Here is a 13,211-nt window from a genome sequence, read left to right on the forward strand (position 1 = left end):
TCCGGGGTCAGCCCAGATTGAGCGACGCCTGGTTGATCCGCCCGATCTCCACCAGCACATCCGACGTCTCCAGCGACAGGTCGCGGACCTCGTCGGCGACGACCGCGAAGCCCCGCCCTTCATGGCCCAGCCTCGCCGCCTCGATACGGGCGTTCAGCGCGACGAGCCGGGTATTGGCCGAGATTCGGCCGACCCGCTCCAGCATCGCCTGAGCCTGCCGCGCCAGATCCTCGCGACGTTCGCTCACCCGCGCCAGGTTGCGGGCATGGGTCACGTCGACAAAGGTCATGACCGCGCCATGGCCGGCCTCGGGATGAAAGGTGATCTCGAACACCAGCCCGTCATCGAAATGATGGTCGAACTGCCGCCGCACGCCTTCGCGGGCCCAGCTCCGGTGATTCTCCAATATGCCCGCCACCCGCTCCCGCGACCAACCCACCGTCTCGCCGACACAGGCGAGATAGTCCGAAAGCGTCGACCCGACCGTCACCGCCGTTTCGGCGATCCCGAATATGCGGCTGACATAATGGTTGATCAGCGTGATGCGCTCGTCCCGATCGTAGATCAGGATGCCGTGCCGCAGATGCTCCATGACCCGGGCCAGTTGATCCGTCGCCTGTCTCGCCAGAGCCCAGCCTTCCATCTCGCTTAACATATATTGGGAATACCACATTTTGCGGCGACCGGGAGGGCGTTTCGCACCCTATCGGCAAGGGACGGCTTGTCGCCCGGAACTAACCGCCATTAAGATGGCGACCGAAACGATCACAAAGGACGAGCATATGGCCGCAAAAGGCGACCCCAAGGTCATCGAATTTCTGAACGAGGCGCTCAAGAACGAGCTGACCGCGATCAACCAGTATTTCCTCCACTATCGCCTTCTGGACCATTGGGGCGTCTACAAGCTGGCGCAGTTCGAATATCACGAATCGATTGACGAGATGCGCCATGCCGACTGGCTGGCCGAGCGCATCCTGTATCTGGATGGCCTGCCCAATTTCCAGCTGCTCGGCCGCCTGCGCATCGGCGAGACGGTCGAGGAAGTGCTGAAGGGCGACCTGGCCATCGAGATCGAGGCCGTGGCGCAGCTGAAGGGCGCGATCGCCTATTGCGAAGAGGTGAAGGACTATGTCAGCCGCGACCTGTTCGCGCGCATCCTCGCCAGCGAGGAAGAGCATGTCGACACGCTGGAGCGCCAGTTCGAGATGATCGAGCGCATGGGCATCCAGAATTACGTCCAGCTCAACGCGATGGCCGAGAACGACACGCCCAAGTCGGGCGCGGCCCCGCATCTGAAGGGGTGATTTCGAGGGGGCGGGCCTGAGGGTTCGCCCCCCAGTTTTTCGTGGCACGGCCCCGCCGCTGGTGAATGGCGTGGCCTTCGACTTCGCTCAGGCTGAACGGGGCTATGGGTTGGATAAGGCGAGAGCGGGTCTTGGGCGGCGCTCTTCCATCGCCTGTCACGATGCCGTCCCACCAGCCGTTCAGCCTAAGCGAAGTCGAAGGCCAAGGGCAGACCTCCACCCCGTCGCCCCGATTCCCTAGCGATGATATGAGACTGACCCACCCCTCTCCTTCAGGGGAGGGGCTTAGCCCCGCTTTCGCCAGGGCAGGCTGGGACGCCCCCCGCCCTTATCCGTCTTTGTTGCCGAACGGATTCTTCGGCGCACGCAGCGTCAGGCGGACGGGAACCGCGCCGAAGCCCAGTTCGCGGCGCATCGAATTGACCAGATAGCGTTCATAGCTGGCGGGCAGCTGATCGACGCGCGTGCCGAAGATCACGAAGCTGGGCGGGCGCGACTTTACCTGGGTGACGTAACGCAGCTTGATCCGCTTGCCGCCGGGGGCGGGGGGCGGGTTGGCGTCGACCGCGCGCTCGAACCAGCGATTGAGTTCGCCGGTCGGAACGCGCTTCGACCAGGCGGCGCGCGTCTCGAACGCGGCCTCGATCAGCGTGTCGAGCCCCTTGCCGGTCGCCGCCGACACCGCCAGCAGCGGCACGCCCTTCACCTGGCTGAGCCCGTCCTCGAGCGCCTTCTTTACGCCGTTGAACAGCGAGGACGGACTTTCCGCCACGTCCCATTTGTTGAGCGCGATCAGCAGCGCGCGGCCTTCTTCCAGCACGCGGTCGGCGATGCGCAGGTCCTGCGACTCCAGCCCCAGCGTCGCGTCGAGCAGCAGGACGACGACCTCGGCGAAGTCGACCGCACGCAGGGCATCGGCGACCGACAGCTTTTCCAGCTTGTCCTGCACCTTCGCCTTTTTGCGCATGCCCGCCGTGTCGATCAGGCGAACCTGCCGCACTTCGCCGTCCCGGTCGCGCCATTCCCAGTCGATCGCGATCGAATCGCGCGTGATCCCGGCCTCGGGGCCCGTGATCAGCCGGTCCTGGCCGAGGAAACGGTTGATCAGCGTCGACTTGCCCGCATTGGGGCGGCCGACGATCGCGAGCTTCAGCGGGGCATAAGGATTGTCGAGATCGACCTCCTCTTCTTCCTCCTCATCCTCGCGGTCGATGAAGGGCAGCAGCGCCTCGAACAGGTCGCCCACGCCTTCGCCATGCTCGGCGGACAGCTGGACCGGGTCGCCAAAGCCCAGCGCGAGCGTCTCGAGGACGCCCTGCTCGGCGGCACGGCCTTCGGCCTTGTTCGCGGCGAGCACGATGGGGGTGTTCGAGCTGCGCAGCCAGCGGGCGATTTCCTCGTCCAGGGGCATGACGCCTGCGCGCGCATCGACCAGGAACAGCGCGACATCGGCCTCGCCGATCGCGGCTTCGGTCTGGCGGCGCATCCGGCCGGGCAGGGTATCGGGGTCTTCGTCCTCGTAACCCGCCGTGTCGATCACGCGGAAATCGAGGCCTAGGAGATGCGCGTCGCCTTCACGCCGGTCGCGCGTCACGCCAGGCCGGTCGTCGACCAGCGCCAGCTTCTTGCCGACCAGACGGTTGAACAGCGTCGACTTGCCGACATTGGGTCGGCCGACGATCGCGACGATAGGGAGTTTAGCCATCACGCTGCGTTAGCGAAAGCCGAGCCCTTCGTCACGGTACAAACGTATCGCCTCCCCGACCGTGCCGGGGAGGCGCAAGCGATCACTTGTAAGCGGTGACCCGCCCCTTCTGATCCAGAACGTACAGCGTGCCGTTCGCGACGATCGGCGGCAGCGCGAAGGGCGCCTTGGTGTCGACCGTCGCCTCGACCGAGCCGTCGCCCGGATTGGCATAGACGATCTGCCCTTCCGAATTGGTCAGGATCAGGCGGTTGCCCGCCAGCACCGGACCGAACCAGGTGATCGCGCCGGTCTTCTTCTTCTCGTTGTGGAAACGCTGGAGCTGGGCGATCCAGCGTGCCTTGCCGCTCGACCGGGCGAGCGCGACCAGACGCGCATCGTCGGTGACGAGGAAGATCCATTCGCCCGCGATCCACGGCGTCGAGATACCGGCGAAATTCTGTTCCCACAGCCGCTGTCCGGTCGACAGCTCCAGCGCGACCATGCGGCCGCCCTGGCCCAGCGCATAGACGCGGCCCTGGTCAATCACCGGCGCGGCGTCGATGTCGGACAGGCTCGACACCGAGGTCGAGATGGTCGTGCGCGACAGCGCGTCCTGCCACAGCATGCGGCCATTCTCATAGCGATAGGCGTTCAGCTCGCCGCTGGAGAAACCGGCGATCACCGTGCCCTGGCTGGCCGACGGGGCGGCGACGCCGAGCACGCCCTGCGTGCCAAGCGTCCCCTGCCCCGCCCAGACGATCTTACCATCGGCCTGGTTGATCGCATAAAGCTGGTTGTCCTGGGTCAGGACATAGACATTGCCGTTGGCGATCGTCGGCGAACCGCGCAGCGGGCCGCTGGGCTTGGCGCGCCACAGCACCTTGCCGTCGGCCGCGCTGGCGGCGATCACGTCGCCCAGGCCGTCGGTGGCGAAGACGGTGCCGGAATCATAGCTGACCCCGCCGCCGAAACGGGCCGAACGGTTGGCCTCCCCCTCGCTGACCGCGGTCGACCAGAGCTTGGCCCCGGTATCGGCGTTCATGGCGATGACGTTGCCGTCGACATCGACGACGAACAGCTTGCCCTCTGCCACCACCGGCGCGGTGGTCAGCGGATCGCGGGCCGAGCCGCCGTCGATCGTGCTCTGCCACAGACGCTGCGGCTGCGCCGCCAGCGCGAGCTGTCCCATCGACTTGGCGGCATTGCCACCCGGCTGTGACCAGTCGGTGTTGGTTTCGGGTGCGGGCAACAGGACCTGCACGTCGGCGATCGTCTTGTCGGCCTCGACCCCCGTCTCGGAGACGAGGATCGGCACCCGGTTGCCGATGGTCGGCGTCTTCTTGGGTGCGCCCTTGAATACCCCACAGGCGCCCAGCGCCATCAGCGCGGCAAGCGCTGCCGAGGTGCGGAAATGCTTCGTCATTGGGTCTTCGTGTCCTCGCTCTGGCCGACCGCATCGACCCCCAATACGCCGGCCATCTGAACCGCACGTTGCCGCAACGTATCGGGCACATCCTTGTCGCTGGCAATCTGTCCGAACAGGCGGCCCGCTTCGGCGCGCTTGTTCATCCGCAGATAGGCGACCGCGACCATCTCGCCCGCGCTGCCGAACCAGGCATTGCCGGGCACCGCCAGCGTGCCCAGACGGGCAACGACCGCCTGGGGCTTCATCGTGTCATATTCGGCCATGGTCTGGCGAACCAGCGCCAGGTCGCGGAACGGCTGCGCCAGCGAGTTGTCGCCCGCGATCGCAGCGAACCTGGCCGCCGCGCCCTTCAGGTCGTCGCGCTGGAGCAGGATGTCCGCCTGGGTGAATTCCGCCAGCGCGCGATAGGCGTCGACATTCGACCCGGCCAGCGTCTTCAGCTTGGCGTCCGCGGTCTTGGTGTCGTTCTGCGCCAGCGCGTCATAGGCGCTCTGCAACTGCTCGCCATCGACACCCGCCGCCTGATGCTGGCGGTGCTGCCAATAGAGATAGCCGCCAAAGGCCGCGAGGCCGATCAGGATCGCCGCCCCGACCACCAGGCCCCAGCGGGTCCAGAAACGGGTCAGCCGGTCGCAACGCAGTTCGTCGTCGACCTCGCTCATAAAGGCCTGGCTGGATTGGGGCGTTAGGGCCAAGACGGGCTCCGCTATTCTGGATCAGGGCAATAAGGAAGCCGCGACCTTTAGCGAGGAGCGGCCCCGGTGGGAAGCGGGGTTGGGAATTGGGCCCCGCGCGATCAGGACTCGCGGGGGGCGTAGACCTGTTCGGGTCCCGGAAAACGCCGCGCGCGGACATCCTCGGCATAGGTCCGCGCCGCCTCGCCGATCCGCTCGCCCATCGTCTCGTAGCGGCGGACGAAGCGCGCGGTGCGGTCGAACAGGCCCAGCATGTCCTCGCCGACCAGCACCTGCCCGTCGCACTCGGCCGACGCGCCGATGCCGATGGTCGGGCAGGCGACCTGCCGGGTGATCTCGATCGCGATGGGTTCGACCACCCCCTCGATCACCACCGAAAAGGCCCCCGCCTCCGCCACCGCCACCGCATCGGCGACGATCTTGGCGGCTTCCTCGGGGCTGCGGCCGCGCGCGCCATAGCCGCCCAGCACGTTGACCGCCTGCGGTGTCAGGCCGACATGGCCCATGACGGGGATGCCGCGCTCGACCAGGAAGCGGACGGTCGGCGCCATGGCGACCCCGCCCTCCAGCTTGACCGCCGCCGCGCCGGTTTCCTTGAGCAACCAGGCGGCATTCTCGAACGCCTTTTCCGGGCTCGCCTCATAGCTGCCAAAGGGCAGGTCGATGACGACCACCGCATGATAGCTGCCCCGCACGACCGCCGCCCCGTGCGCGGCCATCATCTGGAGCGTGACCGGCACGGTCGAGGGCAGGCCGTATATCACCTGCCCCAGGCTGTCGCCGACCAGCAGCATGTCGCAATGCGGGTCGAGCAGCTGCGCCGAGCGCACCGTATAGGCGGTCAGCATGACCAGGGGCGTGCCGCCCTTGGCGCGGCGGATGGCGGGGATGGTCAGCCGCTTCATCGGCGCGGGCGTGGGATTGGCGCGACTCGTCGCGGTGTCGAGCGTGTAGGTCGTGGACATGGCGCCAGCCTCTACTCCCGCTAGGCCACCGGCTCCAGCCCCCTGCTTTGCGGGCGGATTTTCAGGGGAGGATTTCGGCGTAGCGTTCGGGCTTGAAGCCCACGGTCAGCGTGCCGTCGCGGTCGAGCACCGGCCGCTTGATGAGCGAGGGCTGCGCTTGCATCAGGCGGATCGCCTTGTCGGCATCGATATCCTGGCGTTCGGCCTCGTCCAGCTTGCGAAAGGTGGTGCCCGCCCGGTTGAGCAGCACTTCCCAACCCAGCTGATCGACCCAGCGGCGCAAGCTGGCCTCGTCGATCCCGTCGGCCTTGTAGTTGTGGAAGCGATAGTCGACGCCGTGCTGGTCGAGCCAGGTCCGCGCCTTCTTCATCGTGTCGCAATTGGGGATGCCGTAGAGTTGGACGGTCATTCGAGGCTCCGGATCATAGTTCGTCGGGGGCATTAGCGGTGATGTGGGGGAATTGCAGCAGGCGGGTTCGGGGATTGGGCTGGCGGGTGGGCGTGGCCTTCGACTTCGCTCAGGCTGAACGGAGCGGGGGATGACAGCTTTCCCCAACCGCCGTTCAGCCTGAGCGAAGTCGAAGGCCACGCCCTCTACAAACCTAACCCGTGGCAATCCACACGGGGTGGCGCCCCCCTTCCCGGCCCGCTATCCCGACAGCCATGCAGGATCATCCCTTCTACGCGCTTCACACCCATGGCCTGATCCGGGTCGCCGCCGCGACGCCCGCCGCCTCGGTGGGGGATGCGTTCGCCAATGCGCAGGCCATGCTCGACCTGGCGCGGACGGCGGATGAAGACGGGGTCGACCTGGTCGTCTTTCCCGAATTGTCGCTGACCTCCTATGCGATCGACGACCTGCACCTTCAGGGCGCGATGCACCGCGCCACGCTGGAGGCGCTGGGCGAGATGGTCGATGCCAGCGCCGCCCTGTCGCCGGTGATGCTCGTCGGAGCGGCGCTGCCGCGCAACGGGCGGCTCTACAATTGCGCCATCGCCATCGCGCGCGGCCGCATCCTGGGCGTGGTACCCAAGAGCTTCCTGCCCAATTACCGCGAATATTATGAAAAGCGCTGGTTCGCGAGCGGCGCCGGGCTGACCGGGCTGACCATCGATCTGGACGGACAGTCCGTGCCCTTCGGCACCGACCTGATCTTCGCGGCGGAGGACCTGCCCGGCTTCGTCATCCACGCCGAAATCTGCGAGGATTACTGGGCCCCCACCCCGCCCTCGACGCTGGGCGCGCTGGCGGGCGCGACGATCTGCTGCAACCTGTCGGCGTCGAACATCGTCATCGGCAAGGCGCGCGACCGGACGATGCTGGCGGCGGCGCAGTCGGCGCGGGCGGCCTGCGCCTATGTCTATTCGGCGGCGGGGATTGGCGAGAGCACGACCGACCTGTCCTGGGATGGCCAGGGGCTGATCCACGAACTGGGCGAGCTTCTGACCCAGTCGGAGCGGTTCGACCGGCAACCCGCGCTCACCATCGCCGACGTCGATGTCGAGCGGATCGCGCAGGAACGGCTGCGCTTCGGCACGTTCAACGACGCCGCCGCCGCCATGGGCCATCCCGAGACACGGTTCCGCCGCATCGGCTTCGTCCACGGGGTCGAGCCGGTCGAACAGGGCCTCCGCCGCCAGGTGCAGCGTTTTCCCTTCGTCCCCGACGACCCCGCGCGGCGCGACGAGGATTGTTTCGAGGCCTATAACATCCAGGTCGAGGCGCTGGCCAAGCGGCTGGAGGCGAGCCGCGCCCGGTCGCTGGTCATCGGCGTGTCCGGCGGGCTCGATTCCACCCATGCGCTGATCGTCGCGGCCAAGGCGACCGACCGGCTGGGCTGGAGCCGCGACCGTATCCTGGCCTTCACCATGCCCGGCTTCGCCACCGGCGAGGGGACGAAGGCGCAGGCCTGGGCGCTGATGCGCGCGCTGGGGGTGAGCGCCGAGGAGATCGACATCCGCCCCGCCGCGCAGCAGATGCTGGCGGACATGGGCCATCCCTTCGCCGCCGGGGAGCCGGTCCATGACGTGACCTTCGAGAATGTGCAGGCGGGCCTCCGCACCGACTATCTCTTCCGCCTCGCCAATCAGCGCGGCGGGATCGTGCTGGGCACCGGCGACCTGTCGGAGCTGGCGCTCGGCTGGTGCACCTACGGCGTCGGCGACCAGATGAGCCATTATGCGGTCAATGCGGGTGTCCCGAAGACGCTGATCCAGTTCCTGATCCGCTGGTGCATCCGCACCGGTCAGTATGACGCGGCGACCAACCAAGTGCTGGCCGCGATCCTGGCGCAGGAAATCTCGCCCGAACTGGTCCCCGCCGATGCGAGCGGCGCGATGCAGTCGACCGAGGCGATGATCGGCCCCTATGCGCTCAACGACTTCTTCGCGCATTACGTCATCCGCTTCGGCCTGAAACCCTCCAAGATCGCCTTCCTCGCCTGGCATGCGTGGCGCGACGCGGAGGTGGGCGGCTGGCCCGAGGATTTGCCGCAGGATGCGCGCATCGCCTATGACCTGCCCGTGATCCGCCACTGGCTGGAGCGGTTCCTGACCCGCTTCTTCCAGACCAGCCAGTTCAAGCGTTCGGCGCTTCCCAACGGGCCGAAAGTGTCGCCGGGCGGCGCGCTTTCGCCCCGCGGCGACTGGCGTGCGCCCTCGGACGGCAGTGCGGCGATCTGGTTGGCGGAGTTGCGGGACACCCTGCCACCAGCCTGACCAGAGCGGGCTTGGCAGGGGAGGACGTTCGGCGCTATGCTGAAAGCTTGACGTATACGTTTCTTCCCAAATTACAGGCTCCTCCCGGCCTGTCGGCACGAGAGATACCATGAGCCTTGTCGTTCGCACCCTGTCGGAGCAGATCTTCACGATCGTCCGCGAACGCATCATCAGCGGCGCCCTGCCCGAAGACCAGCCGATCCGCCAGGACGCGCTGGCCAACGAGCTGGGCGTCAGCAAGATTCCGCTTCGCGAGGCGCTGGCGCGTCTGGAGCAGGAGGGGCTGCTGGTCAGCCAGGCCAATCGCGGCTTCTTCGTCCGGTCGCTGGGCGCGGGCGAGGCGGAGGAGATCTACGAGCTCCGCCTGTCGATCGAACCCGATGCCGCCGCGCGGGCCAGCCGCGTCGCGTCGATCGCCGATCAGGCGGCGGCGCGCGAGGCGCTGACCGCGCTCGACGTGGCGGCGCGCGAGGCGCTGCACGAGGTCGCGCTCCTCAACCGCGCCTTCCACCTCGCGCTGGTCCGGCCGCTGGGCGCCGCGCTCACCTTCCAGCTGATCGAGCGGTTGCAGGTGCTGGCCGAACGCTATGTCGTCCAGCATCTGAAACCCGCCGGACGCGAGGACCGCGCGCATGAGGAGCATCACGCGCTGCTCGATGCATGGCTGGCGCGTGACGAAGCGCGGGTCGCCGGGCTGCTGACCGATCATATTGGCGCGACGATCGTCGACCTTCGCGCCCAGCTGGCCGAATAAACGCTATCCCGAACCCCGCACCACGGGCGTCGTGATGATGCGCGCGCCCCGGCGATAGGTCAGATAGCGCCAGAGCCATTGCAGGCTGACGCGGATGCGCTGCGCGAAACTGACCAGCAGCACGACATGGACGATCGCCCATAGCATCCAGGCGGGATAGCCCTTCAACCGATAGCGGCCGAAATCGAAGATCGCGGCGTGTCGCCCGATGATGGCCGCATTGCCGCGATTGTGGAAGCGAAAGGGCGGCGCGGACCGGCCCCGGGTCAACAGGTCGCGCAAAGCCTTGCCCAGATAGTCGCCCTGTTGCTGCGCCACCTGCGCCAGTCCCGGCAGCGGCTTGCCCGCCTCGTCCGGACAGGCAGCGACATCGCCCAGCGCATAGACACCCTCCAGCCCCTCGACGCTCAGGTCGGGTTTTACCGCGACCCGACCGCCCGGCCCCGGCTTCACCCCCAGCAGCGCCGCCGCTCCCGTCGGCGCGACGCCCGCCCCCCACAGGACGGTGCGCGCCGGGATGAAGCGGCCGCCCGCGGTCAGCCCTTCCTCGGTGATCGTCTCGACCGGCATGTTCGTCATGATCTCGACGCCCAGCCGCCCCAGCGCCCGCTCGGCATAATCGGCCAGCGAATCGGGAAAGGCCGCCAGGATGCGCGGACCCGCCTCGACCAGGATGATCTTCGCCGCCTCGGGCCGGATGCGCCGGAAGTCCGAGGTCAGCGTATAGCGCGCCAGCTCGGCGACCGAGCCCGCCAGCTCCACCCCGGTCGGGCCGCCGCCGACGATCACGAAGGTCATCAGCGCCTCGCGATCTGCCGCACCGTCGCGCTCCGCCTCCTCGAACGCGCCCAGCACGCGCGAGCGGATCAGCCGCGCCTCCTCGATCGACTTGCAGGCGGGCGCGACGCTGCGCCATTCGTCATGCCCGAAATAGCTGCTGGTCGATCCGGTGGCGACGACCAGCCGGTCATAGGACAGCGTCTCGCCGGTCGACAGGCCGATCCGGCGCGCCCCGGTGTCGATCTGCGCGACCTCGCCCAGCACGACGCGGATATTGGGAAACCGGCCGAGGACATGGCGGATCGGCTCGGCCACATCCGCCGGGGACAGCGCGGCGGTCGCGACCTGATAGAGCAGCGGCACGAACAGATGATAGTTGTTCCGGTCGACCACCGTCACCCGCACCGGTGCGCGGGCCAGCCGCTTGGCCACCGCCAGCCCGCCAAACCCGGCGCCGATGATGACGACATGGGGCCAGGCGGGATCGACGGCGTGGCCTTCGGGCCCGCTCATGACGGCGCCCTCACCATGTCACCGCGATCTTGCCGAAATGCGCGCCGCTTTCCTGGTGGCGGAACGCATCGCCGAGTTCGTCCAGCGCAAAGCTCCGGTCGATCACCGGGCGCAGGTCGGCGGTGTCGAGCGCGCGGACGAAATCCTGCTGCATCCGGCGGCTGCCGACGATCAGGCCCTGGAGCCGTGCCTGCTTCAGCATCATGGTCGCGGTCGGCACCTCGCCGCTGGCGCCGGTCAGCACGCCGATCAGGCCGATATGTCCCCCGATCCGCACCGCATCGATCGACTGGGCGAGCGTACCCGGACCGCCAACCTCCACCACATGGTCGACGCCCTCTCCGGCCCAGTCATGGACCATCCGGCCCCAGTCGGCATGGGTGCGGTAGTTGATGACATGATCCGCGCCCAGGGCCCTGGCCCGTTCCAGCTTGGCATCGGAGGACGAGGTGACGACCACGCTCGCCCCCATCAGCTTGGCGATCTGGAGCGCCCAGATCGACACGCCGCCCGTGCCCAGCACCGCCACCCGGTCCCCGGCCTTCAGCCCGCCATCGACCACCAGGCTGCGCCACGCGGTCAGCCCGGCGGTGGTGATCGTCGCGGCCTGGGCATGGTCATAGCCCTTGGGCGACAGGGTGAAGGCGGTCGCGGGCGCGACCACCGTCTCGCAGGCATAGCCATCAATGCCGTCGCCGGGCGTCCGGGCGAAGTCGCCGACCCGCGCGGGCCCCTCCTGCCAATCAGGAAAGAAGCACGCGACGACCGAATCGCCTGCCGCGAAGTCGGTCACGCCCTCGCCCACCGCCTCGACGATCCCGGCGCCATCCGCCATCGGGATGCGGCCATCCTCGGTCGGCATCCGGCCCGAGACAACGCCATAATCGTGATAGTTGAGCGACGTGGCATGCAGCCGGACCCGGATCATGCCCGCGCCCGGTGCCCCCGGATCGGGACGCTCGACCAGACGCAGACGGTCCAGCCCGCCGGGTGCGTCGAGGATCATCGCTTTCATGTTGTCGCCCTTTGCCGATATCCGTTACCGACACGCCAACGTTGCAATGCAGCGATGCGATCCTCAGCCGGTCGCCAGGGACCATCCGCTGGGCAGGAAATCGAGCGACATATAGAAATAGAAGGCGCAGCTGCCGTCGGCGCGGTAGCTGCCGCCCTTGACGATCCCGAAGGCGGTGCCGCCCAGGAAGACCGGTCCGCCGCTGTCGCCGCTGCGGCAAGTCGGCCCGCGCACCGCGACCCAGGCCGCCGTGCAGCCGCCGCCGCACAAATCGCCGGCGGGCGCGAAATCGGGCATCCATATCTCGGCACAGCTATAGCCGGTCCGCTCGCCGCGATGGCAGACGATGTCGCCCGCCCGCGTCGAATCGCGCGGACGCTCGGCGGTGACGGTCCGGCTGATCGTCTTGGCCGTATCGCTCCAGAAACGCGGTCCGAGCGGCACCGGGCTGCCATTGACCTGCACGTCCTGATAGCCCCAGCCCCATTGCCCCAGGAAAGGCAGCGGATGTTCGGTGCGGGCGGCGTCGCTCCACGACAGATTGTCGGGACAATGCGCGGCGGTGACGACCGCATCCTCCGCGCCGCGCCGCACGACGAAACCGCTGGTACAGGCATAGCGCCGCCCGTCGGCCGGATCGACCCCGACCAGCCGCGCACCGCCTTGCAGATCGGCAAGGTCGGTATCGGGCGTCTCCATGGTGGCGATCCGCACCGGCACCCCCGCCAGCCGCGCAATCCGGTCGCGCAGGGCCTCGCCCGGCTCGGCCAGCAGGTCCGCCTGCCCCACCATGACGACCAGCGCGCCGATACGCGGATCGACGCCGATCCCCGGCGGGCGCGTCAGGCTGGCGCGGATTTCGGTCTGGTGAAGCGCGAGCGCGGTGACGAGCTGGCCATGGGTGGCATAGGCTCCGGTGCGAAAGCGGATCAGCACCGGCATGCCCGCCACCTGCACCACCCGGTCCGCCACGGGCGCGTCGCCGGTCAGCAGCACATCGACATGGAAGGGCGCATGCCCCACCGACAGCCCGGCCAGCCGATCGGCGAACTCCGTGCGAAGCGCATCGGTCACCGGCACCGAGGCGTCCTGGACCTGCAACTCGCGCAAGGCGGCGGACGGCGACAGGCCGGACTGCGCCGCATAGGTCGCGGCGTCGAGCCCAAGCGCCGCCTGTCCGTCGAGCGCGGGCGGCCCGACCGGCTGCGCGCTGGCGACACCGGCGATCGACACCATGCCGACCAAGGCCAATATCAGGCGCCGGATAGCCCAGCTATCAGCCGCAAAAGAATAGCGCTTCTTATATCCCATCGATCTGGTATGTATTTATCAGACCGAGCCGAACAGGGCTGTA

General features: G+C 67.9%; 12 protein-coding genes. 3 read left to right on the top strand and 9 right to left on the bottom strand.

Going from position 1 to position 13,211, the window contains the following annotated elements:
* Nucleotides 1-7 precede the first annotated feature (7 nt).
* Complete coding sequence (locus QE385_RS03895) at nucleotides 8-673, bottom strand: PAS-domain containing protein (protein WP_373424625.1); 666 nt, start codon at nucleotides 671-673, stop codon at nucleotides 8-10.
* Nucleotides 674-782: 109 nt separating this feature from the next.
* Between QE385_RS03895 and bfr the strand changes: the two genes are divergently transcribed.
* Entirely contained in the window at nucleotides 783-1,304 is a 522-nt protein-coding gene (gene bfr, locus QE385_RS03900) for a bacterioferritin (RefSeq protein WP_307099269.1), read from the top strand.
* Nucleotides 1,305-1,632: 328 nt separating this feature from the next.
* On the opposite strand, the gene der is transcribed toward bfr, so the two are convergent.
* The 5 genes from der to QE385_RS03925 form a co-directional block, all read right to left on the bottom strand.
* Nucleotides 1,633-3,009 carry a ribosome biogenesis GTPase Der gene (gene der, locus QE385_RS03905; RefSeq protein ID WP_307099271.1) on the bottom strand — a complete coding sequence of 459 codons (1,377 nt, stop codon included), beginning with the start codon at nucleotides 3,007-3,009 and terminating at the stop codon, nucleotides 1,633-1,635.
* A gap of 82 nt (nucleotides 3,010-3,091) precedes the next feature.
* Complete coding sequence (locus QE385_RS03910; protein ID WP_307099274.1) at nucleotides 3,092-4,414, bottom strand: PQQ-binding-like beta-propeller repeat protein; 1,323 nt, start codon at nucleotides 4,412-4,414, stop codon at nucleotides 3,092-3,094.
* On the bottom strand, nucleotides 4,411-5,079 hold the full coding sequence (locus QE385_RS03915; RefSeq protein WP_307099276.1) for a tetratricopeptide repeat protein: 669 nt from the start codon (nucleotides 5,077-5,079) through the stop codon (nucleotides 4,411-4,413). The genes QE385_RS03910 and QE385_RS03915 overlap by 4 nt, the downstream gene beginning before the upstream one ends.
* 134 nt (nucleotides 5,080-5,213) lie before the next feature.
* Nucleotides 5,214-6,077 carry a 3-methyl-2-oxobutanoate hydroxymethyltransferase gene (gene panB, locus QE385_RS03920; protein ID WP_307099279.1) on the bottom strand — a complete coding sequence of 288 codons (864 nt, stop codon included), beginning with the start codon at nucleotides 6,075-6,077 and terminating at the stop codon, nucleotides 5,214-5,216.
* Between the two features lie 61 nt (nucleotides 6,078-6,138).
* Nucleotides 6,139-6,486: an ArsC family reductase gene (locus tag QE385_RS03925; RefSeq protein ID WP_307099281.1), complete on the bottom strand. Its 348-nt coding sequence runs from the start codon at nucleotides 6,484-6,486 to the stop codon at nucleotides 6,139-6,141.
* Between the two features lie 254 nt (nucleotides 6,487-6,740).
* On the opposite strand from QE385_RS03925, the gene QE385_RS03930 reads away from it, so the two are divergent.
* Both QE385_RS03930 and QE385_RS03935 read left to right on the top strand, forming a co-directional pair.
* Complete coding sequence (locus tag QE385_RS03930; protein ID WP_307099283.1) at nucleotides 6,741-8,795, top strand: NAD(+) synthase; 2,055 nt, start codon at nucleotides 6,741-6,743, stop codon at nucleotides 8,793-8,795.
* 109 nt (nucleotides 8,796-8,904) lie between these two features.
* Entirely contained in the window at nucleotides 8,905-9,549 is a 645-nt protein-coding gene (locus tag QE385_RS03935; RefSeq protein WP_307099286.1) for a GntR family transcriptional regulator, read from the top strand.
* 3 nt (nucleotides 9,550-9,552) lie between these two features.
* On the opposite strand, the gene QE385_RS03940 is transcribed toward QE385_RS03935, so the two are convergent.
* From QE385_RS03940 to QE385_RS03950, 3 genes are all read right to left on the bottom strand, one after another.
* A complete protein-coding gene (locus QE385_RS03940; protein WP_307099288.1) occupies nucleotides 9,553-10,842 on the bottom strand; it encodes an NAD(P)/FAD-dependent oxidoreductase in 1,290 nt (429 codons plus the stop codon).
* A 10-nt stretch (nucleotides 10,843-10,852) separates the two neighbouring features.
* Complete coding sequence (locus QE385_RS03945; RefSeq protein ID WP_307099290.1) at nucleotides 10,853-11,857, bottom strand: NAD(P)-dependent alcohol dehydrogenase; 1,005 nt, start codon at nucleotides 11,855-11,857, stop codon at nucleotides 10,853-10,855.
* 63 nt (nucleotides 11,858-11,920) lie between these two features.
* Entirely contained in the window at nucleotides 11,921-13,168 is a 1,248-nt protein-coding gene (locus QE385_RS03950) for a hypothetical protein (RefSeq protein WP_307099291.1), read from the bottom strand.
* Between the last annotated feature and the right edge of the window lie 43 nt (nucleotides 13,169-13,211).

Source organism: Sphingomonas sp. SORGH_AS_0950 (genome assembly GCF_030818415.1).
Taxonomy (GTDB): domain Bacteria; phylum Pseudomonadota; class Alphaproteobacteria; order Sphingomonadales; family Sphingomonadaceae; genus Sphingomonas.